The 20,697-nt window shown below is 71.4% G+C and carries 23 protein-coding genes and 1 tRNA gene; 6 read left to right on the top strand and 18 right to left on the bottom strand.

Going from position 1 to position 20,697, the window contains the following annotated elements:
* Positions 1 to 100 precede the first annotated feature (100 nt).
* The 6 genes from Dsi01nite_RS08155 to Dsi01nite_RS08130 all read right to left on the bottom strand — a co-directional run bounded on the left by Dsi01nite_RS08155 (position 101) and on the right by Dsi01nite_RS08130 (position 3,793).
* On the bottom strand, positions 101 to 865 hold the full coding sequence (locus tag Dsi01nite_RS08155; protein WP_203845430.1) for a hypothetical protein: 765 nt from the start codon (positions 863 to 865) through the stop codon (positions 101 to 103).
* 23 nt (positions 866 to 888) lie between these two features.
* Complete coding sequence (locus Dsi01nite_RS08150) at positions 889 to 1,371, bottom strand: SigE family RNA polymerase sigma factor (RefSeq protein WP_203845429.1); 483 nt, start codon at positions 1,369 to 1,371, stop codon at positions 889 to 891.
* Between the two features lie 641 nt (positions 1,372 to 2,012).
* Complete coding sequence (locus Dsi01nite_RS08145) at positions 2,013 to 2,309, bottom strand: ribbon-helix-helix domain-containing protein (RefSeq protein WP_203845428.1); 297 nt, start codon at positions 2,307 to 2,309, stop codon at positions 2,013 to 2,015.
* Between the two features lies 1 nt (position 2,310).
* On the bottom strand, positions 2,311 to 2,574 hold the full coding sequence (locus tag Dsi01nite_RS08140; RefSeq protein WP_203845427.1) for a hypothetical protein: 264 nt from the start codon (positions 2,572 to 2,574) through the stop codon (positions 2,311 to 2,313).
* A 519-nt stretch (positions 2,575 to 3,093) separates the two neighbouring features.
* Positions 3,094 to 3,166 (bottom strand) — tRNA-Ala (locus tag Dsi01nite_RS08135).
* Positions 3,167 to 3,238: 72 nt separating this feature from the next.
* A complete protein-coding gene (locus Dsi01nite_RS08130; protein ID WP_033367449.1) occupies positions 3,239 to 3,793 on the bottom strand; it encodes a YqgE/AlgH family protein in 555 nt (184 codons plus the stop codon).
* A gap of 256 nt (positions 3,794 to 4,049) precedes the next feature.
* On the opposite strand from Dsi01nite_RS08130, the gene Dsi01nite_RS08125 reads away from it, so the two are divergent.
* Positions 4,050 to 4,835, top strand: coding sequence for an S-methyl-5'-thioadenosine phosphorylase (locus tag Dsi01nite_RS08125; protein WP_203845426.1), 786 nt, complete (start codon positions 4,050 to 4,052; stop codon positions 4,833 to 4,835).
* A gap of 95 nt (positions 4,836 to 4,930) precedes the next feature.
* Here the strand turns inward: Dsi01nite_RS08125 and Dsi01nite_RS08120 are convergent, their stop codons facing one another.
* The 4 genes from Dsi01nite_RS08120 to Dsi01nite_RS08105 form a co-directional block, all read right to left on the bottom strand.
* Positions 4,931 to 5,944, bottom strand: coding sequence for a sensor histidine kinase (locus tag Dsi01nite_RS08120; protein WP_203845425.1), 1,014 nt, complete (start codon positions 5,942 to 5,944; stop codon positions 4,931 to 4,933).
* A complete protein-coding gene (locus tag Dsi01nite_RS08115) occupies positions 5,937 to 6,617 on the bottom strand; it encodes a response regulator transcription factor (protein WP_203845424.1) in 681 nt (226 codons plus the stop codon). Before Dsi01nite_RS08115 ends, Dsi01nite_RS08120 begins: the two co-directional genes overlap by 8 nt.
* Positions 6,618 to 6,680: 63 nt before the next feature.
* A complete protein-coding gene (locus Dsi01nite_RS08110) occupies positions 6,681 to 7,070 on the bottom strand; it encodes a hypothetical protein (RefSeq protein ID WP_203845423.1) in 390 nt (129 codons plus the stop codon).
* Positions 7,071 to 7,137: 67 nt separating this feature from the next.
* Positions 7,138 to 7,587 carry a MarR family winged helix-turn-helix transcriptional regulator gene (locus Dsi01nite_RS08105; protein WP_203845422.1) on the bottom strand — a complete coding sequence of 150 codons (450 nt, stop codon included), beginning with the start codon at positions 7,585 to 7,587 and terminating at the stop codon, positions 7,138 to 7,140.
* A 61-nt stretch (positions 7,588 to 7,648) separates the two neighbouring features.
* Between Dsi01nite_RS08105 and Dsi01nite_RS08100 the strand changes: the two genes are divergently transcribed.
* Positions 7,649 to 9,199 (top strand): MFS transporter, encoded by a 1,551-nt coding sequence (locus Dsi01nite_RS08100; protein WP_239135767.1) that lies wholly within the window; start codon positions 7,649 to 7,651, stop codon positions 9,197 to 9,199.
* Positions 9,200 to 9,296: 97 nt separating this feature from the next.
* A complete protein-coding gene (locus Dsi01nite_RS08095; RefSeq protein WP_203845421.1) occupies positions 9,297 to 10,025 on the top strand; it encodes a hypothetical protein in 729 nt (242 codons plus the stop codon).
* Positions 10,026 to 10,043: 18 nt separating this feature from the next.
* Here the strand turns inward: Dsi01nite_RS08095 and Dsi01nite_RS08090 are convergent, their stop codons facing one another.
* Positions 10,044 to 10,934, bottom strand: a complete 891-nt coding sequence (locus tag Dsi01nite_RS08090; protein WP_203845420.1) for a sigma-70 family RNA polymerase sigma factor — start codon at positions 10,932 to 10,934, stop codon at positions 10,044 to 10,046.
* A gap of 140 nt (positions 10,935 to 11,074) precedes the next feature.
* Between Dsi01nite_RS08090 and Dsi01nite_RS08085 the strand changes: the two genes are divergently transcribed.
* The gene (locus Dsi01nite_RS08085) at positions 11,075 to 11,413 is read left to right on the top strand and encodes a PASTA domain-containing protein (protein WP_203845419.1); all 339 of its coding nucleotides are present in this window, start codon (positions 11,075 to 11,077) and stop codon (positions 11,411 to 11,413) included.
* A gap of 178 nt (positions 11,414 to 11,591) precedes the next feature.
* Here Dsi01nite_RS08085 and Dsi01nite_RS08080 read toward each other — a convergent pair whose 3' ends face one another.
* The 7 genes from Dsi01nite_RS08080 to Dsi01nite_RS08050 all read right to left on the bottom strand — a co-directional run bounded on the left by Dsi01nite_RS08080 (position 11,592) and on the right by Dsi01nite_RS08050 (position 17,876).
* A complete protein-coding gene (locus tag Dsi01nite_RS08080) occupies positions 11,592 to 12,890 on the bottom strand; it encodes a TolB family protein (protein ID WP_203845418.1) in 1,299 nt (432 codons plus the stop codon).
* The gene (locus Dsi01nite_RS08075; RefSeq protein ID WP_239135766.1) at positions 12,880 to 13,368 is read right to left on the bottom strand and encodes an RNA polymerase sigma factor; all 489 of its coding nucleotides are present in this window, start codon (positions 13,366 to 13,368) and stop codon (positions 12,880 to 12,882) included. Before Dsi01nite_RS08075 ends, Dsi01nite_RS08080 begins: the two co-directional genes overlap by 11 nt.
* 50 nt (positions 13,369 to 13,418) lie before the next feature.
* Complete coding sequence (locus tag Dsi01nite_RS08070) at positions 13,419 to 14,402, bottom strand: aldo/keto reductase (protein ID WP_203845417.1); 984 nt, start codon at positions 14,400 to 14,402, stop codon at positions 13,419 to 13,421.
* Positions 14,403 to 14,436: 34 nt separating this feature from the next.
* Positions 14,437 to 15,651 carry a hypothetical protein gene (locus Dsi01nite_RS08065; RefSeq protein ID WP_203845416.1) on the bottom strand — a complete coding sequence of 405 codons (1,215 nt, stop codon included), beginning with the start codon at positions 15,649 to 15,651 and terminating at the stop codon, positions 14,437 to 14,439.
* The gene (locus Dsi01nite_RS08060; protein ID WP_203845415.1) at positions 15,648 to 16,166 is read right to left on the bottom strand and encodes a SigE family RNA polymerase sigma factor; all 519 of its coding nucleotides are present in this window, start codon (positions 16,164 to 16,166) and stop codon (positions 15,648 to 15,650) included. Before Dsi01nite_RS08060 ends, Dsi01nite_RS08065 begins: the two co-directional genes overlap by 4 nt.
* Positions 16,167 to 16,516: 350 nt before the next feature.
* Positions 16,517 to 17,107: a pentapeptide repeat-containing protein gene (locus tag Dsi01nite_RS08055; RefSeq protein WP_203845414.1), complete on the bottom strand. Its 591-nt coding sequence runs from the start codon at positions 17,105 to 17,107 to the stop codon at positions 16,517 to 16,519.
* Between the two features lie 34 nt (positions 17,108 to 17,141).
* Positions 17,142 to 17,876: a metallophosphoesterase gene (locus Dsi01nite_RS08050; protein WP_203845413.1), complete on the bottom strand. Its 735-nt coding sequence runs from the start codon at positions 17,874 to 17,876 to the stop codon at positions 17,142 to 17,144.
* 179 nt (positions 17,877 to 18,055) lie between these two features.
* Here Dsi01nite_RS08050 and Dsi01nite_RS08045 point away from each other — a divergent pair, with 179 nt between their 5' ends.
* A complete protein-coding gene (locus tag Dsi01nite_RS08045) occupies positions 18,056 to 18,391 on the top strand; it encodes a hypothetical protein (protein ID WP_203845412.1) in 336 nt (111 codons plus the stop codon).
* 268 nt (positions 18,392 to 18,659) lie between these two features.
* Positions 18,660 to 20,672, top strand: a complete 2,013-nt coding sequence (locus tag Dsi01nite_RS08040) for a glycoside hydrolase family 6 protein (RefSeq protein ID WP_203845411.1) — start codon at positions 18,660 to 18,662, stop codon at positions 20,670 to 20,672.
* Positions 20,673 to 20,697 lie beyond the last annotated feature (25 nt).

Below are 20,697 nucleotides of genomic sequence, written 5' to 3'. Positions count from 1 at the left end.
AAGATCCGTGAGTTCGGATTTCGGGGCTCGCGACAGCTTCGGCACCTTCAGGGACGAGTTGCGCGCGATGGCCGGCGCGCAACTCGTCCCCTCGCGTTGATCACTTGATGCGGTCGGTCGCCTCCTGTGCGATCCGGACGAGTTGGTCGAGGGTCAGGGCGGGCGTCTTGTCGTCACCGCCGCTTGTGACGGTCATGACCCGGTTGTCTGCGAGCCCGATCCGGACCTCGAACCTTTTCACATCCTTGCTGTTCACCGTGTACGTGACTACCGGCTTGCCGGACGCCGTTTTCGCGTCGACGCACGGCGGAGCCGAGGCTGGGTTGTCACCTCGCTGCCCGTCTGCCTTCTTGTCGGGAACGGCCGCAAGCGTCGCGCAGGTCAGCGGATCGATCGTCATGGACGCGGAGAAGCCGTGCAGCATGACGTTGACACTGCCCCTCGCTCCGCCGTTCGTGACCTCGGCCGGTCCTATCCATCCCAACGGCGACACGTCGTCGATGACGGTGATGTCGAAGCCCTTCGGGTCCCATTGTGCCGACGGCACCGCCGCCCGTACGGCCGCGTCGAGCGCGGCCTTGAGCTGGCCGGCACTGACCTGTGCCTCCTCACGCGTCGCCGACCTCAGTTGGAGGCGGTTGTCCGGGAGGACCGAGGCGTCGGCCGGTGGCGCGCCCACGGGTGGCGTGCCGGCAGGCCCGGTGCCCGTGGCGAGTACGACCACCGCGAGCCCGGCCGCAATCGCGGTGGTGCCGAGCGCGCTCCACAGCGTGGCGCGCACCCGGCGATCGCGGCGTACGATCGCCCGCGAGTCGATGGCCGTGGGCGGCGGCGTGCCGATCACTTCGTCGAACAACTGCTGCATCAACGTTCCTTCCATTGGGTGGGTCATCGGGGCGTTCCGATGCGGAGTTGCTGCAGGGCGCGTGCCGACTGGCTCTTGATGGTCCCGGGGGACACGCCGAGGATCTCGGCGGTCTCCTCGACCGAGTGGTCGAGGTAGAAGCGCAGGATCAGTACTGCGCGCTGGCGTGGCCCGAGCGAACGGAGCAGGTCGGCCAGCGGAAGCCGGTCGACCACCCGGTCGTCGGGCAGGTACGACGGGGGCGGCGGGTCGGAGTGCGTCTGTTCCAGGTGGCGCCAGCGGCGCCGCCGCTCGGTCAGCCAGCACCGGGTCAGCACCTTCTGCGCGTACGCGTCGACGTTGTCGGCGCTGCGCGCCTTCGACCAGCTCCGGTGCAGTTTGACCAATGCCTGCGAGACGAGGTCGTCGGCGAGGTGCCAGTCGCCGCACAACAGATAGGCGCTTCTACGCCATCGATCAAGGCGTTCGGCGACGAACGCGTGGAACTCGTCGTCGGATCTGGACAAGCGGACCTCCAGCGGCCGGGGGTGTCAGCCGTACGACCGCGCCGCCCCCGCGCGGGGTTGCACGCCGTCGCGGATTCCCTGTGTCTCGCGTTCGACCCGAACAACGCCGCCAACGTCCGGTCGCGCTTGATCGTGTGCCCGGACATGCCGCCGACCGTGCGCAGCGGCCAGCCGCGACCAGTTGCAGTACGTCACCGTCCGGACGAGGGCCGGCGGAATCCTGAACTGCTTGATGTGCGCGCACGTGATCTTGGAGTGACCGGTTGCTGGTATCGGTCGCTTCGCTGCCGTGAGCCGTGCAACGGTTCGGCGCCGTCCTATCCGCCGTGGCCGGTCCGGCCGATCAACCTGCCGTCGAGAACACTCCGCCGTCACCGCATTGGCATGGCCACTCAACCGCGGACACGCACGTTCGCCCAGGTCACGGCAGATATTCGCCAGGGCGGTTCGGGCACTGCCCAATCGGTTTCACGTTTCCCCAGGTCGCATCCCCGTGGTGGAGACGAGGGAACTCGAACCCCACACTGTCAGGACCGGGCTCATGATGGCGCCTGACCTGCAACGATTCTGACCTGGCCAGACAGACTCGACCGACCGCCATTCTCCGCCGTTCCCCATGGTCGACCGGCCATGGCTGGCTCTCAGGCGGCTCCCTGATCCGCTCCACCGTGCCGCTCCAGCCACTCCGAGAGGGCCTGGCGGATAATCCCTGAGCGGCCCTCCCGGTCCCGGCCGGCCACCGCGTCGATCCGCGCCACGACGTCGCTCGGAATCCTCAGCGAGACGAGTTGGTTCACCGGCTGACCCTCGGTGTCGACCTGCACCGCCGTGTCGTGCGTGCGTTCACCCGATGCGAACAGGGCGCTCGCGTCATTGTTCATGAACCACGCCGCCAGTTCGTCCTGCGTCATCGCCTTGAAGTCTGGAACCTGCGTCATCTCAGTCGTCCCTCCTGCTCCAAATTTCCGTCTCAACCGCGCTGGCCAAGCGTGCAGCCCGTACCCGCCAGACGAACGAGTCTTCATTGCGGAACAACAGGATCGACACGAGCTGCCCGTCTGCGGCGGGAGCGATATAGGCGCGCTGCAACTCACTGCGCTGCTGGAACTGCAATGCGGCAGGCTGCTCCAGCGCCTCGGCGACGTCCGCCACCGTGAGCCCACAGCCGAGGTCCGCCTGCGGGCGCTCGTCGGGCTGCGGCATCCACCACTAAATGTCGCTCACGCCCGTCAACTGTATTGCCTGTAATACAGGACGGGGTTGGCCAGCCTCAACGCCGGACAGTAAGACCACCAGGCGCATAGGTCCGCGCCCATGACGCCCGCTCCGCGCAACCAAGTCCGAGGCAAGACGTAAGGCCACAACGGTTACCCGGCTACGCATCGACCGCAGGCTCAGCAAGCTCGCTGCAACCAGCGATCAATGACGCCCGGAACAGCCAGGCCGTTTCAAACCCCAAGCCGTGGCCCACCCCGCTTGAGGCAGAAACAAGCCGCAAGAGATCCCCCGACTCAAATCGGGCCCAGCACATGCCGTACCAACGCGAAAACGAAACACCAAAACCGCTCGAACAAAGGAGCACCCCGGAACGGTTTTGAGGGGGTGTGGGTGGAGCGAAGCTCCCCCACCGGGGAGCGCGGCGAAGCCGTGCGCGGGGAATGACGACATCACCGGACGCGAAACGGCGGACCCGCCGTGAGCAGGGTCCGCCGATTGATGGAGTGGAGACGAGGGGACTCGAACCCCTGACCCCCACACTGCCAGTGTGGTGCGCTACCAGCTGCGCCACGTCCCCATCTGCGTGCCCCGGTCTCGCGGGCACTCACGGAATAGTACACAACCTCGCGGGTGGTCTCACAGCGGGTATCTAGTTCTGCGTCGGGTCCGCCGGGTAGTGGGCCACCGCTGCCATGAGGCCGCCCTGGCGGCGCAGGACCATCTGCCAGAGGTCGTCCGGGCGGGGGGCGAAGGCGTCGCTGGGCAGGGCGTCGAAGACGAACCAGGAGCCGCTTTCGATCTCGCGCTCGAGCTGGCCCGGGGACCAGCCCGCGTAGCCGGCGAAGACCCGGACGCCGACGACGCCGGCGACGAGGAGGTCGGGGTCGCCGGAGAGGTCGACGGTGCCGACGGCGCCGGAGACGCGGTTGAAGCCGGCGAGGTCTTCGACGCCGGGGCGGGTGCGGGCGAGGCAGATCGCGGCCTCGGGCTGGACGGGGCCGCCTTCGAAGACCACGGGAGGCTCGCCGGCCAGGGCGCCCCAGCCGCCGAGGACGTCGGCGACCTGGACCTCGGTGGCGCGGTTGAGCACCACGCCGAGGGCGCCGCCTTCCTCGTGGGCGACGACGAGGACGACGGTGCGTTCGAAGTTGGGGTCGCGGAGCGCGGGCGTCGCCACCAGCAGCCGGCCGGTCAACGACTCCATCGCCCTCCCTCGACGCTGTTTCGACGTGCCGCGGCCGGTGCTGGAGCTACCCGGCCGTGGTGATCCCCGACCGGTCGGTGCCCCGAATATCCCACCGACTGGGTCAGGACCTCCGGATGAGCCCCCGCCAAGATCCCCGTATGAGGACATCAGCCCCACCAGCCGACGTCGAGAACCGCGAGAGTCGCGAGGCGGGGTGCGAGCGTCATGTCTCGCACATTAGCCTGACCCGCCGCTCGCGGTTAGGGTCTGTTGCGTGACCTCACTCGCCGACGTTGCCGTCATCGGTGGTTCCGGGCTGTATTCGCTGCTGGAAGACGCCGAGGAACATGTGCTCGACACGCCGTTCGGCGCGCCGTCCGACCCGGTGACCGTGGCTACGGTCGGTGGGCGGCGCACAGCGTTTCTGCCGCGGCACGGCAAGGACCACCGGTTTCCGCCGCACCGGATTCCCTACCGCGCGAATCTCTGGGCGTTGCGGGAGATCGGGGTGCGGCAGGTCCTGGCGCCGTGCGCGGTCGGTGGGTTGCGGCCTGAGCTGGGGCCGGGCACGTTCGTGGTGCCGGATCAGCTGATCGACCGGACGTCGGGACGGATCCAGACGTTCTACGACACGGGCGCGGTGCACGTGAACTTCGCCGATCCGTATTGCGCGACGGGGCGGGCCGCGGTCACGAAGGTTGCGGCTGAGCACGGGATCGAGACGCACGACGGCACGATGGTGGTCGTCGAGGGGCCGCGGTTCTCGTCGCGGGCCGAGTCGCGGTGGTTCACGGCGATGGGCGGTGCTGTCGTGAACATGACCGGGCACCCCGAGGCGGTCCTGGCCCGGGAGCTGGCGCTGTGTTACACGTCGATCGCGTTGGTCACGGACCTCGACGCGGGGGTCGAGGGTGATCATGGGGTGACGATGGACGAGGTGTTCGCCGCGTTCGCGGCAAACACCGAGCGGCTGCGGTCGGTGCTGCTGGACGTGATCCCGGCGCTGCCGGAGCACCCCGACGATCCCTGCCAGCACGCACTGGACGGCATGCCGGTCTAAAACCGCTCTAAAACCGCCCCAGGGCCGGCCTGAAGCCGCCCCAGCGCCGACCTGAAGCGCCGCACGGCGACAGCCGCCCCAGGGCGACAGCCGGCCTAGGCGACAGCCGGCAGGTGCACGACGAAGCGGCAACCGCTGTTGACGTTGTCGACCGCGACCTCCCCGTGGTGCGCCTCGACGAGCCCGCGGACGATGGCGAGCCCGAGCCCGCCGCCGGCGTCGCGGGCCGGGGTGCGGGCGGGCGTGCCGCGGAACGCGACGTCGAACACCCTGGGCAGGTCCGCCTCGGGGATGCCGCCGCAGGTGTCGCTGACGGCGAGCCAGCCACCAGTGGCGTCCTGCCCGCCGGTGATGACGATGGTGCCGTCCGGCGGGGTGTAGCGGATCGCGTTGCGGACGAGGTTGTTGACGACGCGGGAGAGCTCCGGGACGGAGCCCCGGACGGTCGGCCACCCGTCGGAGCCGGCCACGAGCGAGATCCCGGCGGCCTCGGCGAGGGGCGTCGCGGAGGCGATCGCGTCGGAGACCACGTCGCCGAGGGGGACGTCGGACAGGGTGAGGCGCAGCGCGCCGGCGTTGATGCGGGACAGCTCGAAGAGGTCGTCGACGAGGGCCGCCATCCGCTCGGTCTCGGCGCTGATGCGGTGGTGGTAGTCGGCGACCGTCGCGGGGTCGGCGACGACGCCGTCCTCGAGGGCCTCGGTCATGGCCCGCAGCCCGGCCAGAGGCGTGCGCAGGTCGTGGGAGACCCAGGCGACGAGCTCCCGGCGCCGGGCCTCGGCCTCCCGCTCGCGCTCGCGCGCCTCGGTGGCCCACATGCTCGCCCTGGCCAGGCGCCGCCCGGCCCACAGCCCCGCGGCGAGGCTGACGGTGGCGGCGGTGCCGACGACGATGAGCAGCACGTGGAGGTCGTGATCGGAGATGAACATCTCCAGCGAGGCGCCGACGATGCCGGCGAGCACGCTGACGACGGTGACGAGCAGCAGGACCACGATGTGCGCGGTCACCGAGCGGCCCCGCAGCGGCCCGCGCAGGACCAGCAGCCCGGCGACGGCGACGGTGAGCGACCCGCCGAGGGCCATCAGGAAGGTGAGGAGGACGTCACGCATATTCGTACCGGTAGCCGACGCCCCACACGGTGAGGATGCGGCGGGGCTGGGCCGGGTCGTCCTCGACCTTCTCCCGGAGGCGTCGCATGTGGACGGTGACGGTCGACTGGTCGCCGAAGGTCCAGCCCCAGACCTGCTGGAGCAGCTCGGCGCGGCGCAGCACCCGGCCGGGGTTGCGCATCAGGAACGCCAGCAGGTCGAACTCGCGGACGGTGAGGGCCAGCTCGCGGTCGCGCAGCATGACGGTGCGCCGGGCGGCGTCGACCCGCAGGTCACCGTCGACGAAGACGTCCTCCGACATGGGCGGAACGGCCCGGCGCAGCACGGACTGCACGCGCAGCACCAGCTCGCGGGGCGAGAACGGCTTGGTGATGTAGTCGTCGGCGCCGAGCTCCAGGCCGAGGACCCGGTCGGACTCCTCGCCGAGCGCGGTGAGCATGATGACCGGCAGGGTGCGGTCCTGGACCCGCAGCCGGCGGCAGACCTCCAGCCCGTCGATGCCGGGCAGCATGAGGTCGAGGACGACGAGATCCGGGCGTTCGGCGTCGTACGCGTCCAGCGCCTGCTGCCCGTCGCCGGCGAGCTCGACCGTGAAGCCCTCCCGCTCCAGGTATCGCCGCACGACGTCGCTGACGGTCGGGTCGTCGTCGACGACCAGTACACGCTGCCCCATCGTCCGAGCGTAGAGCGCCGCTTCAGGCGCAGCCGAATCCGCGGCGGGCCTGTAAGGAGACCGTCAGGTTTCGCCGCCGAGGTCGGTGTCGTACGCCTCGTAGAGCAGGTCGGCGCCGCGCTGCCGGTGCTGCCACACCTCATGGATCAGGCGGACGGCGTCCTGGCAGACCACCGGGTGCCCTTCGAGTTCGAGGTGCCCCTCGAGCTTGTCGAGGGCCTCCCAGACGGTCTCGTGGTCGCCGACGAGCCCGTAGAGCCCCTGCGCGAGCCGGGGCGCGTCACCGAGAACGCCTGCGTAGAGCCCGGACGGACCTTCGGTCTCCCGGACGTGGGCGGCGAAGGCCGCCTTGAGTTGGGCGACGGCCTGCGTGACCGCCGGTCGCCAGGCCGGGTCTCCGGCCGGCGTCTGTATCGCGTGCTCCACCCGTTGAATGCCACCGAGCAGTTCCATGGGACGCACCTCCGCCGCGAGTACGCCAGTCCCTCCATGGTGTGACCTGGAGCACAAAATGTCCAGATCAGAGGGTCGAAATCTCCTCATTGATCCCGGCTGAGGCGCCCGCCATGCGGTGCAACCAGGCGGAAACGACCGCCAGGTCCGATTCGGTGAACCCGGCGGAGAGGCGGTCCTCGACGGCCTGGACGGTCGGCAGGGCGGCCTCGAGCCGCGCCGACCCCGTCGGGGTCAGGAAGATCTGCTGGGAGCGGCGGTCGGTGGGGTGCTGGCGGCGCTCGACCAGGCCGGCCCGCTCCAGGCCACCCAGCATCTCGTTGGCCGACTGGCGGGCGGTGGAGACCTTGCGGGCGACGTCGGCCACCGACATGCCCGGCGACTCCCGCAGCAGGAGCAGGGAGGCGAACTGCGCCACCGAGAGGTCGTGCTCGACGAGCGCCTCGGCGACCACACCACGCAGGCTCAGCCACGCGTGCCGGACGAGGAACGTGGAGCAGGCTTCTTCGGTACTCACCGGACCATTGTGCGCCGTGCGACAGTTGACAGGTACCTGACGTTCTTGCCAGAGTGAAGTCATGACCGTCAGGGACCTGTCAATAAACCTACCCCAGCAACGCCGCGTGCTGTCGGTGCTCGTCTTCGCCGCGGTGCTGATCTGGATCGACACGACCATCCTCGGCATCGCCCTGGAGCGCATCGCCGACCCGCGGACCGGTCTCGGCGCGACCCCCGGCGAGCTGCAGTGGGCCGTCGGGTCCTACGCCCTGCTGTTCGCCACCGCGCTGTTCGCCGCCGGCGCGCTCGGCGACCGCTACGGGCACCGCACGATCCTCGTCGCCGGCCTCACGGTCTTCGGCGCCGCCTCGATCTGGGCCGCCTGGGCCGGCGGCGCCACCGGCCTGATCCTGGCCCGCGGCCTGATGGGCCTCGGCGGCGCGATGATGATGCCGACCTCGATGGCGATCATCGGCGCGACGTTCCCGGCCGAGCGGCGGGCCGGCGCGATCGCGGCCTGGTCCGCGTCCAGCGGCGTCGGCGTCGCGCTCGGCCCCCTGCTCGGCGGGGTCCTGGTCGACCACTTCTGGTGGGGCTCGGTGTTCCTCGTCAACCTCCCTGTCGTCGCGATCGCCCTGGTGGGCGTCCTGCTGGTGGTGCCCAACCCGAAACTCGTGCAGCGGCGCCGTCCCGACCCCCTCGGCCTGCTGCTGTCGACCGGCGGTCTGGCGCTGCTGGCGTACGGCCTGATCGAGGCCGGCCAGAACACCGATTGGACCCGCTGGCAGGTGTGGGCGCCGGTGCTCGGCGGCCTCGCGGTCCTCACGCTGTTCACGGTCGTGGAGTGGCGCTCGGCCGAGCCGTCGTTCGACCCGCGGCTGTTCCGCAACCGCCGCTTCAGCGCCGGCAACCTCGCCCTGGCCGCGCTGTTCTTCGGCATCACCGGGCAGATGTTCTACGGCAACTTCTACCTGCAGGGCGCCCGCGGCATGTCGGCGCTGGACACCGGCCTGGCGTTCCTGCCGGGCGCGATCGGGGTCGCGGTCGGCTCCGGCCTCGGCGCGCGGCTGGCGAAACGCCACGGGGTCGGCCCGGTCAGCGGCGGCGCGCTGCTGGTCGTCGCCGCCGGGTTCCTGGCCAACCTCACGTTCGGCCTCGACACACCGCTGCTGTGGTTCTGCACCGTCGGGTTCGTCAGCGGGATCGCGATGGGCATGGTGATCGCCCCGACGGTCGCCGCGGTCATCGCGGTGCTGCCGCTGGACCGGATGGGCGCCGGCTCCGCCGTCAACAACACCGTCCGGCAGGTCGGCAGCGTCCTGGGCATCGCGCTGCTCGGCACGATCCTGACCGCCACGTATCGGGACCGGATCGCGCCGGCCCTCGCCGGGCTGCCGCCGGCGGCCCACGACGCCGCCGCCCCTTCGGCGGAACACACCCGGGCGGTCGCGGAGCAGCTCCACCGACCCGACCTGGCCACCGCGGCGGACCAGGCATTCATGACCGCGATGCACATCACGGCCACCACCGGTGCTGTCGTAGCGCTTGCCGGTGGTGTACTGCTGCTGCTCGCGTTCCGCGCCCGGAAGCCCGCTGTGGAAGGCGACCGGGTCTTGTCACCGACCGGCTGACGCTGGACGATAGCGGGGCATGACGGCGCGCCGGGGGGCGTCAGGTCAGCTCCCCGGCGCGCGGTCCCGACTTCGAGTCCTGGACTGGTGACGAGCGATGACGATCCATCCGGCTCAGGAGACCCCGACCGACGACGACCTCGACCGCTGGGCGCCGGCGCCGGATGCCTCGTCGCCCGGGCCGCTGCGGCGGCGGGCCGCGCTCGCCCTGGTCGTGCTCAGCGTCGCGACGCTCGTGATCGTCATTGTGGGGCTGTCGGTCGTCAGGTACACGTCGTGGCGGTTCGTGGGGTTCATCCCGATGGAACTTCCCTCCCGGTGGACCCCGACGGTCGCGGCGGCCTTCGCCGGGCTGGCCGCCGCCGCGCTCCTCGGGCTGCGCAACCGCACGGCCGCCAAGGCCGCCGCGGCGCTCAGCACGATCGTGCTGCTCTTCACCGGCTGCGTCGGCGGGGCCGCGAACATCGTCGCCAAGGTCGACCGCGACGTCGTCCACACCGACCCGTCTCTCGTGGCGACCGCACCCGGCGGCGACCTCGAGCTGGTCCTGCACTACGCCGACGCCCGGCACTACCGGCTGCGCACCACCGGCTGGCTCGGCCGCGAGGGCCAGACCGACGTCGTGTGCGCCTCCGGCAGCAACACCATCAGCAAGTCCACCGGTGGATCGGGGCACGAGGACGTGCCGGCGGTCCTGCTGGCGTCGGTCCGGTTCACCGACGCCACCCACCTTTCCCTCGTCGCGACCGACGGCCGCACCTGGACGGTCACCGTCGACGACGTCAACCCGGACCGCACCGTCAACCTGTGCGACAGTTCGTTCTGACGACCGCGGCACCGCGGCTCACGGCGTGATGTCCAGCGCGGCCAGCCGCACCGGGTCGGCGACGATGTCGATCTCGGTGATCCGGCCGCCCCGGATCGTGAAGCCCATGACCGACAGGATCCGGCCCTCCGGGGACGTGACCAGCCCGGCCGCGCCGTTGACCAGGGCCGGTCGGGAGAACTCCGAGAACCGGGAGAACATCAGCGCCTGCCGGGCGACCACTTCGGCCCCGCGCAGGCGCCTGGCCGCCGCTGGCACCTGGTCGCCGTGGTCGGCGCGCAGCACCACGTCCGGGTCGAGGACCGCGACCAGCGCGTCGAAGTCCCCGGATCGCGACGCGGCCATGAACGCCGCCACGACCTCCCGCTGCCGGGGCAGGTCGGCGTCGGGCACCGCGGCGGACCCCTGCACCCGGCGGCGGGCCCGGCTGGCGAGCTGCCGCGCCGCGGCCGGGGTCCGGTTGACGATCGGTGCGATCTCGTCGAACGGCAACGCGAACATGTCGTGCAGCACGAACGCGAGCCGTTCCGCCGGATCGAGGGTGTCCAGCACCACCAGCAGCGCGAGGCCCACCGCGTCGGCCACGAGGGCCTCCTGCTCAGGGTCGCCGCCGGCCGCCGGGCTGACGACCGGGTCGGGCACGTGCACGTCGAACGGCTCCTCCCGCCGGGTCGCCCGGGACCGCAGCAGGTTGAGCGAGATCCGCCCGACGACCGTGGTCAGCCAGGCACCCAGGTTGTCGATCGCGCCGGCCTCGTCGTCCCGCCCGGCGTGCCGGCTCAGCCGCAGCCACGCCTCCTGCACGGCGTCGTCGGCCTCACTGAGGGAGCCGAGCATCCGGTACGCCACCGCCCGCAACCGCCCGCGATGCTCCTCGAACCGTCGTGCCAGCCACTCGTCGTCGGTCATGTTCGCTTCCTCCGGTGCGTCGTCACCAGCGTGACCCGGCCCGGCCCCCGGATGTGACCGTTCGTCAGCCGCACATCAGGCCCGCGTCAGTGGCGCTGCCCACACTCGTGGCATCCACACAGACACGAGGAGGCACAACGATGCGTACCCCACTGCGCGCGGGGCTGTTCGCGCTGGTCGTCACCGCGGCGGCACTGGTCACCGCGCCGGCCGCGCACGCCGGCTCCACCGACCCGGCCCCGCCGGGACTGTACGTGCTCGTCCCCGACGTCGTGGGCGAACCCCTCGCCGACGCGAAGGCTGACCTGCTCAAGTCCGGCCTGCGAGCCGGACCCGGCAGCTCCGGTGTCGAGGACTGCGTGAACCTCGGCCGGGTCATCAAGCAGAACCCCGCGGCGAAGACACTGGTGCTGCGCGGCTCGGGGGTCGACCTGGTCGTCGGCATCGAGCCCCCCAAGGGCTGCGAGGTCATCCAGTAGAAGGTTTCCCGGCCCGGGGGTGCGACCCCGGGCCGGGTCTTCCACCTGCCGGCCCTGCTGGTTGCGGTCCGTGGCTGCCGGTGCATGTCCTTGACCAGGCCGCAACGGGCCTCGGCGAAAGACCACCGGACCCCGCCAAGGCTGGGATCGCTCCTGGGCCGGACCGGCACCTCCAATGTCAGAAACGGGTCTGTCGACTCCGGCGGGACCACAGCAGCCACACCAGGCCGGCCACGGTGAGGACGCCCGCGGCGGCGGCGAGGCGTAACCACACCGGCCAAGGGCCGCGTTCGGCGGCGCCCGCCGGGGCGACGCGCGCGCCGGGGAGGAGGCCGGCGGCGGCCTGCAGGTCGTACGTGCTGCTTGAACCGTCGACGGTGGACAGCCGGCGCAGGTCGAAGGCCTCGACGATGGTGCGGTGACCGGTCGCGCCGCCCTGGGTGATCAGCGGGCGGTCCGGGGCCGCCCAGCCGACCAGCGCGATCTCCTGCGCGGTGGCGACCGGCGCCGGCGGCGGGGTGCGGTCCGCCGGGTCGGTCGGCAGGAACGTGAGCCGGCACTCCAGCTTGCCGGCGCCGGCGTTGTCGGCCAGGGCCAGCCACCGGCCGTCCGGCGACCAGGCGTTGGGCCCGGCGACGAGCACCCCGAACCCGGCCGCGGCGAACTCGACCGGGTCACCGCCGTCGAGGTCGACGACGCGGACCGTCCGCTGCGGCTCCACCTCCGTCTCGGGGAGGCCCTGCACGGCGACGCGCCGGCCGTCGGGGGCGAAGGCGGCGGCCAGTGCCGGCCGCCCGAGGGTGGTCGAGGTGCCGGTGGTGAGGTCGAGGAGGGCGGTGTCCGTGTCGCCGGTGGTGTACACCAGCCGGGTTCCGTCCGGCGACCAGGCGAGCGGCCTGACGATGCCGGTCGACGTGGTCGGGTGCGTCCGGGTCCGGCCGGTGCGCAGGTCCACGACGGCCAGGTCCCGGGCGGCGCTGACGCTGCCGACCGCGACCCGGGTGCCGTCGGGTGCCAGCAGCGCCGGGGCGTCCTGCCAGGTGCCGGGCTCGGCCGGGCCGCCGCGCCGCTCGGCCTCGTCGAGTCGCCGGTACGTGTGCCCGTCGACCCCGACGACGACGGTCTGCGTGGTGTGCAGCCAGCGCGGGCCGGCGCTGCCGTGCACGTAGGTGAGGACGGCCGGGCCGGCGGGCGCCTCGGACACGGGGGCGGTCAGCAGCGACAGGTCCGCGAGGCGGGCCGGCAGCACCGTCCCGTCGGTGGGCGCCCCCGGCTGCGCCAGCAGCCCTGGGGCGAGGGCCGCTGCCACCAGTACACCGAGAACACCGGCGGCACTGAGCAACGGTCGCCACCGGCCGGCCCGCGCGGGACGGGCCGCTCTGGCAAGGAGGATCGCGGGGTCGGGGGTGGCGACGTGGACCCCGTCGGCGAGGGACCTGACGGCCGCGCCGATGCGGGCGTGCGGGTCATGCGTCATCGAGGTCCTCCTTGATCGCGGCGAGGGCCCGGTGCAGCAGCGATTTGACCGTGCCGGGTCGGCAGCCGAGCGCCGCGGCGATCTGCGCCTCCGGCAGGTCGAGGTAGAAGCGCATGAAGACCGCCGCGCGCTGCCGGTGGGACAGTTTGTGCAGCGCGGCCCGCACGGCCTCGGTGTCGCCGTCCGGCCGCCGGACCGGCTCGGTGACCTCGGTGGCGTGGCGGCGTTCGAGCCGGCGGCGCCGCACCCAGGACGTGCACCGCGACACCACCGCCCGGCGCAGGAACGGCAGCGGCTCCCGCACCTGGTCGCCCCGGCGGAACCACTCGATGAACGCCTCCTGCGCGACGTCCTCCGCCGCGGCGAGGCTGCCCGTCGTCAGATACGCCAGCCGGACGAGCGTCGGGTAGTGGGCGGCGTACACCGACCGGAAGGCCTCATGGTCGAGGCCTCCCGGCACGGTTTCGTCAGTCACCACGGTCACATGGTGCAGGCGCACAGGTGGCCGTGTTGGTTCCTTCTCCCGGCCTACCGGCCCAGAAGTTTTTCGACGTCGGCCAGCTCGGACCCGCTCAGCGGGCCGTGGGCGAGCGCGCCGGCGTTCTCCTCGACCTGCGCGACGGTGCGGCAGCCGGGGATCGGCACGGTCCGGCCGTTGTACGCCCACAGCCAGGCAAGCGCGCCCTGGGCGAGGGTGCGCCCGCCGGAGGTCAGCACGTCCCGGACCGCGTCGATCCGGTTCAGGAACTCCGCCGTCGGCCGCCCGTCGGTGAAGTACGTCATCCACTCCGGGCTGAGCCCCCGCACGTCGTCCTGCGGCAGCTTCGACTCGGCGGTGTACCTGCCGCCGAGCAGCCCCATGGCCAGGGGCCCCCGGATGATGACGCCCAGGTCGTGCTCGTCGGCGACGGGGATGACCCCGAACGAGCCCCGCAGCACCGACAGGTCCGCCTGGATGGTGGCGCAGTGCACGCCGGCCTCGGCGAACGCGGTCGCCCGCTCCGGGAAGTCGGTGCTCCAGCCGTACGCGCGGATCAGCCCCTGCGCGACCAGGTCCTCCAGCGCGGGGATCAGGTCGAGCGCCTGCGGGATGGGCAGGCCGTTGATGTGCAGCTGGTACAGGTCGATGTAGTCCGTGCCGAGCCGCCGCAGCGACTCCCGGACGGCCCGCCCCATCCCCTCGGGCGTGCCGTCGTCGGGTCCGACCTGGCGGGTCTGCTCGTCGAACGTGCCGCCGAACTTCGTCGCGATGACCGCCTCGGCCCGCCGGTCCCCGAGCGCCCGGGCGAGGACCTTCTCGCTGTGCCCGGCCCCGTAGACGTTGGCGGTGTCGAAGAACGTGACGCCGAGGTCGAGCGCCCTGCGGATCGCGCGGATCGACTCGTCGTCGTCGACCTCACCCCAGCCGAGCGGCTGGTCCCCGGCCCAGAACGGCCCGCCGATCGCCCAGCAGCCGATCCCCAGTGCGCTGACCTCGATGCCGCTGCGGCCCAGTTTCCTCGTTTCCGTCATGGACGTCACGCTGCCAGCTGGAGCGCGCTCCAGGTCAACTCCCGCATTTCCACACGACCGCGATCGGCTGGGCGTCCAGTGAGCCGTTGCGGTCGTTGAGGTATCCGGCCACGACGGTCCCGTCGTCGCTGATCGCCTCGGTCATCACCATCGCGCTCTTCGCGTCGAACCCGCTGGGCAGCGGCAGTGCCACCGTCGTGCGGTCGGGCGCGATGACGGCGAGCTGCCCGGCGATGCGCCCCTGGGCGTTGATCGTGGTGAAGACGCCGTCGGTCGAGTCGACCGCGCCGGTGCGCAGGTTCCACCGCGGCGCGGCGAGCCACCTGGGGCCGCGGTCGGGCTCGTCGTACGACGCCCAGCCGACCGCCCAGCCACCCCGGACCGTACGCGCGCGGTAGTCCATCGCGGGCTTGCCCCGCACCATCGGCTGCGCCAGCTTCGTCACGGTGCCGTCGGGCCGCCACACGTACGCCTGTCCCCCCTTGACCTCGCTGTTCTCCAGGGTGCCGACGATGGTCCCGTCGTCGTCGACGCCGCTCGCGCCACCGGTCCAGCCCTTCCCGGCGGGCATCGGCAGCATCGTCGGCTGCGCCGTCGGCGACGCCCACATCGCCGGCCGGCCCTGCACCGACCCGACGATGACCTCCCGCTCGTTGATCGCCGACGCGATGGCACCGCTACCGGCGAGCTTGAGGAACCTGCCGTCCTTGTACACCCACGCTGTCAGCGTGTCGGCGCCGGTGTAGCTGGAGCCGATGAACACCCCCGTCGACGTGGCGCCGGTCAGCGACGGGTCCTCCCCCTGCATCGGCACCTTGCGCGGCCGTAGGTTCTCCCACACGACCGTCGACGGCCGCCCGCCCGGATACGTCCGCCCGACGAGGTACTTCCCGGTGGGGTCTCCCCCGCCGATGACCGCCCGCACCCCCTCCCCTTCCGGCGTGGCGAGCTGCTGCACCGTGCAGCCCACCGCGGCGACGGTGGGACCGGTGCTGGGACTCGTGCTGCCCTTGGTGGCCGCCGGTGCCGGCTTCTGCGGGCTGTTCGCGGCGACGGTCCAACCGGCGACGACCACCAGCACGACCGTGGCGCCCGCCCCCGCGGACCCGACCAGCCGCACCCGCCGGTGGTGCCGGTCACCGTCCGCGATCGCCCTCGCGATGTCCACGGTGGACCTCCCGTGCGGGTGCCCGCCGGCGAGTGGCCGCAGCAGCGTCGCGCCGTCCTGCTCGTCTGATTCCACAGTCATCTTCCCTTCCGTGTTTCGGCCAGATCGGTCGCTTCGACGTGCCGGCGCAGGGTTGCCAGCCCGCGCGCGGTCTGGCTCTTCACCGTCCCGGGCGAGCAGTCGAGCATCGTGGCGACCTCGTCCACCGGCAGGTCGCACAGGAACCGCAGCACGAGCACCGCCTGCTGCCGCCGCGGCACCTTGGCGAGGGCGGCCCGCAGGACGATGGCCTCCTCGACGTCCGCGGTCGGCTCTCCCGGCTGCGGCGGGTCCGGCGGCGCGGCCATCAGCCCCACCCGGAACCACGAGCGCCGCCGCTCGTCGATGAACCCCCGGACCACCATCGTGCGCACGTACTGGTCCAGGTGCTCGACGTCGCGGATCCGCTGCCAGCTCACGTACAACTTGGTGATCGCCTGCTGCACGAGATCATCGGCACGGTGCTCGTCCCCGCACAGGATGTACGCCAGTCTGCGCAGCGACGGCATGGCGCCGGTCACGTACTCGACGTACTCACGCTGGGCGTCTGCCCGCATCCACGTCTCCCTCTCCCTGCATGTCGCGACTTCAACGCATGCCACGGTCGTCGCGGTTGCACGCCTCACCGAACTCGCCTCGCCCCCGTGCCGGCGACGCGTGAGCGGACCTCACGCGACGGCACTCACGTCGACCACAAGTTCGACAAAAGGGACGAAATGACCACCCGTGCGACCTCCAGGCCCAGCAGCGCGGCGCCGGATGACCGATCCGGCCCGCGGAGTGGATCTTCCCGGTGATCACGGTCGCGTGCTGGTGGTTCGCACGACCGGCCCGCGACAGCGCTCGCAGGGGAAAGGTCCGACGAAGAGGACCGAACGACGTCCCGACAGCGTCCGGACCGGGCGGATCAGGCCACCCGCACGTCCAGGCCCAGCGCGATCGCGATCGTCGTCGCCTGGTCGGCGGTGATGATGGCCTGGCGCAGCTCCGTGGCCTGCGGGTCGAGGCCGGACAGGTCGCTGCCGCGTAAGTCGCACCGGGTGAGGTCGGCCTTCTGCAGCGCCGCGCCGGACAGGTCGACGTCGCGGAAGGAGCCGCCCTCGCAGCGGGCGCCGCTCAGGTCCGCCTCGCGCATCCGCACGCCGGTGAACTCGGCGCTGCCGAGCTTGGCGCCGGGCATCGCGACGAAGGACCAGTCGCCCTGGTCGACCTTCAGCAGCTCGAAGGTGCACCGGTCGAACGCGCTGCCGACGAGCTTGCAGCGGGTGAACGTCGCGTCGAAGAAGTTGCAGCCGACGAACTTGCAGTTGAGGAACGCGACGTCGGTCTGCGTGGAGCAGTTGAACCGCACGTTGGTGAACGTGCACTCGGTGAACACGGACCGCTCGTTGGTGGCCTCGCACATGTCGACGTCGACGAACGCCACCCCGGAATGCTCCAGGCCGACCGCGTGGTGGTCGGTCCAGTCCTCGTCGTAGATCGTGTGCGTGACAGCCATGCGCACAGCCTCTCACCCGGGTACGACAAAAACCTCAGGGGCAGAGGCGGTAGTGGGTGGTGAGGCGGCCGTCCTCGTACAGGTGGAAGGCCAGCGCCGGCGGCGCGACGCGGTCCAGGCCGCCGTCGCCCTCCCATGGCAGGACCAGCGTGGAGGCGACCGCCGGCGCGGCCAGCAGCGGCACCCCCGCGAAGGCGCTGACCGTCGCGCTGTGGATGTGCCCGCACAGCAGCGCGACGACGTTCGGGTGGCGGGCGAGCACGGCCGCCAGGCGCTCCTCCCCGAACTGGCGCATCCGGTCCGCGACCGGATGCCCGATCGTCACCGGTGGATGGTGGAAGCACACGAGCGACGGGGCGCCCTCCGCCAGGACCGTGTCCAGCCAGGCGAGGGTCTCGTCCGCCAACCATCCGTCGTCGCGGCCGGGGATCGACGAGTCACACAACGCGAAGACCAGGTCGCCGACGCGCGCCACCTGGTCCACCGGCCCGGGATGCGGGGGCATGTCGAGGAGGGTCTGCCGGAACGCCGGACGCTGGTCGTGATTGCCCGGCAACTGCAGCAGTGGCACGCCCAGCCCCCGCAACACCCGCGCGGCCGAGTACTCCGGCGCCAGACCGTGGTCGGCGATGTCACCGGTGACCAGCACCGCGTCGACGGGGCGGCGCAGGCCCCGCAGGTACCGGATGACGCGCTCGACCCGCTCGACGCTGCGGCCGCCGTCGTCCTCGTCGAGGTGCGTGTCGCTGATGTGCGCGATGAGGGTCACGGTCCGACGGTACGACCCGCGTCGGCCCCACCTCGAGATCCAATCCCGGCCGGGCGGCCCGCGTCGACCGCCTGCGCGGCCCGCTGGTCGAGGCGCTCGAGCAGGGCGCACCGGTCCACCCGTGGCTCCGCGGGGCGTCCGCCGGGGACGTCCGGTCATCGCTCCGGCTGCACGGGGCGATGGAGGGCGCCCGGCAGGCCGACGAGGTGCTGCGGACCGAGGGCCCGTTCGGCGCGGCGGAGGTGGTCACGGCGGCGCGACGGTTCGTCGTGATCATGCCGCAGCACTCGCGTCCGGTGATCGCCGCGCGGCCGCTTCACCCCGTTGCGGAGGCCTCCTTCCCCGCCGGCCTCACGCCCGCCCCGAACGCGTCCGCCGACGATACGGAACATGCGATCGACGGCGACGTGACGCTGTGCGGCATCCCCGCGAAGCAGGTCACCGTCGTCCGTCACCTGTTCTCGGTGGAGCGCCGGTCCGCGTGTTTCACCTGCGCGGAACGCGCTGCCACATAGCGATTCCCGGCACGGGTCGAGCAATGCGAATACCCGGGTGAATCATCCGCATTCCGGCCGGCCGGGAGCGGTCGCCGCGGGTGCCGATCGTCGCCCCACCGACCATGAAAACGCTGGTCGGCAGGGAGTTCGCGACGAAAGTTTCAGGCACTTTTCCGATTGCACACGAGGTAGACGGCATGCCGCGATCGGTTGCCTTGACGGGGTGCTGCGCCGGTGCGGACCGTGATGGCGCACCAACCGTGGTTCATCAATGTAAGGAGACTCGATGAGGCGCAAAATCGCCCTCATATCGGCGGCCACGCTCGCGGCCACCGGCGGTGTCGTCGTGCTCGCCAACCAGGCCTTCGCGGCGGCCGGATGCTCGGCCAAGTACACGATCACCAACCAGTGGCCCGGCGGTTTCGGGGCCCAGGTCGATGTCACGAACCTCGGCGACCCGCTCACCAGCTGGAACGTCGGCTGGGACTTCGGCAACTCGTCGCAGACGATCACGCAGATCTGGAACGCCAACAAGACGCAGTCGGGCGTGCACGTCAACGCCACGAACCTGAGCTACAACGGCACCGTTGCCACCAACGGGACCATCTCGTTCGGGTTCAACGGTGCCTGGAGCGGCGCCAACCCCGCCGGCGCGAACTTCACGGTGAACGGCACGGCGTGCACCGGCGGCACCACGACGTCCCCGACCCCGTCGGCGTCGCAGTCCACGTCGACCAACCCGACCGCGCCGACCGTCACGCTGACCAGCCCGTCGTCCGGCTCCTCGTTCACCGCACCCGCCACGGTGGGCCTGGCCGCGACCGCTACCGCCCCCGGCAGCACGGTCAGCAAGGTCGAGTTCTACAACGGCACGACGCTGCTGGGCACCGACACCAGCTCGCCGTACACCTACAGCTGGACGAACGTCGCCGCCGGTTCGTACTCGCTGTCCGCCAAGGTCTTCAACGCCGCGAACGCGACCGCCACCAGCACCGCGGTGCCGATCACGGTCACCACCGGCGGCACCGACCCGACGCACGTCGACAACCCGTACGTCGGCGCCAAGGTCTACGTGAACCCGGACTGGTCGGCCAAGGCCGCCGCCGAGGCCGGTGGCAGCCGGATCGCCAACCAGCCGACCGGTGTCTGGCTGGACACGATCGACGCCATCACCGCGCCGGCGGGCTCGGGCTACACCACGAGCATGCGCAAGCACCTCGACAACGCCCTCGCCCAGGGCGCGACGCTGGCCCAGTTCGTGATCTACAACCTGCCCGGCCGGGACTGCGCCGCACTCGCCTCCAACGGTGAGCTCGGGCCGACAGAGATCGACCGGTACAAGACCGAGTACATCGACCCGATCGCCGCGATCGAGGCCGACCCGAAGTACAAGTCGATCCGGATCGTCAACATCGTCGAGATCGACTCGCTGCCGAACATCGTCACCAACGCCGGCGGTGAGGCCGGCGCGACCGCGGCCTGCGCGGTCATGAAGGCCAACGGCAACTACTCGACGGGCATCCAGTACGCCCTGAGCAAGCTGCACGCCGCCGGCACGAACACCTACAACTACATCGACGCCGCGCACCACGGCTGGCTCGGCTGGGACAGCAACTTCGGTCCCGCCGCGACGCTGTTCGCTCAGGTGGCGCAGGGTGCCACCGGCGGCTTCGCCACCGTCGACGGCTTCATCACCAACACCGCGAACTACTCGGCGCTGACCGAGCCGTTCGTCACCATCGGTGCCACCGTCGGCGGCCAGTCGGTCCGCCAGTCCAAGTGGGTCGACTGGAACTTCTACACCGACGAGCTGACCTTCGCGCAGGCCTTCCGCACCAAGCTGGTCTCGCTCGGCTTCAACTCGAACATCGGCATGCTGATCGACACCTCCCGCAACGGCTGGGGCGGCACCGCCCGGCCGACCGCGGCGAGCACCTCGACCGACATGAACACCTGGGTCAACGCCTCCCGCATCGACCGGCGCATCCACGCCGGCAACTGGTGCAACCAGAGCGGCGCCGGCCTCGGCGAGCGTCCCCGGGCCACCCCGGCCACCGGCATCGACGCGTACGTCTGGATCAAGCCCCCGGGCGAGTCCGACGGTTCCAGCTCGCTGATCCCCACCGGCCCGAACAACCCGGGCGGCAAGGGCTTCGACGGGATGTGCGACCCGACGTACACCGGTAACGGCCGCAACGGCAACAGCATGAGCGGCGCCCTGCCCAACGCCCCGGTCTCCGGCGCGTGGTTCTCGGCCCAGTTCCAGCAGCTCATGACCAACGCCTACCCGGCGCTGTAACACCACCCGCTCCACAGAGGGCCCC

Source organism: Dactylosporangium siamense, from assembly GCF_016862795.1.
GTDB lineage: Bacteria > Actinomycetota > Actinomycetes > Mycobacteriales > Micromonosporaceae > Dactylosporangium > Dactylosporangium siamense.
This window is presented reverse-complemented; position numbering and strand designations above follow the sequence as displayed.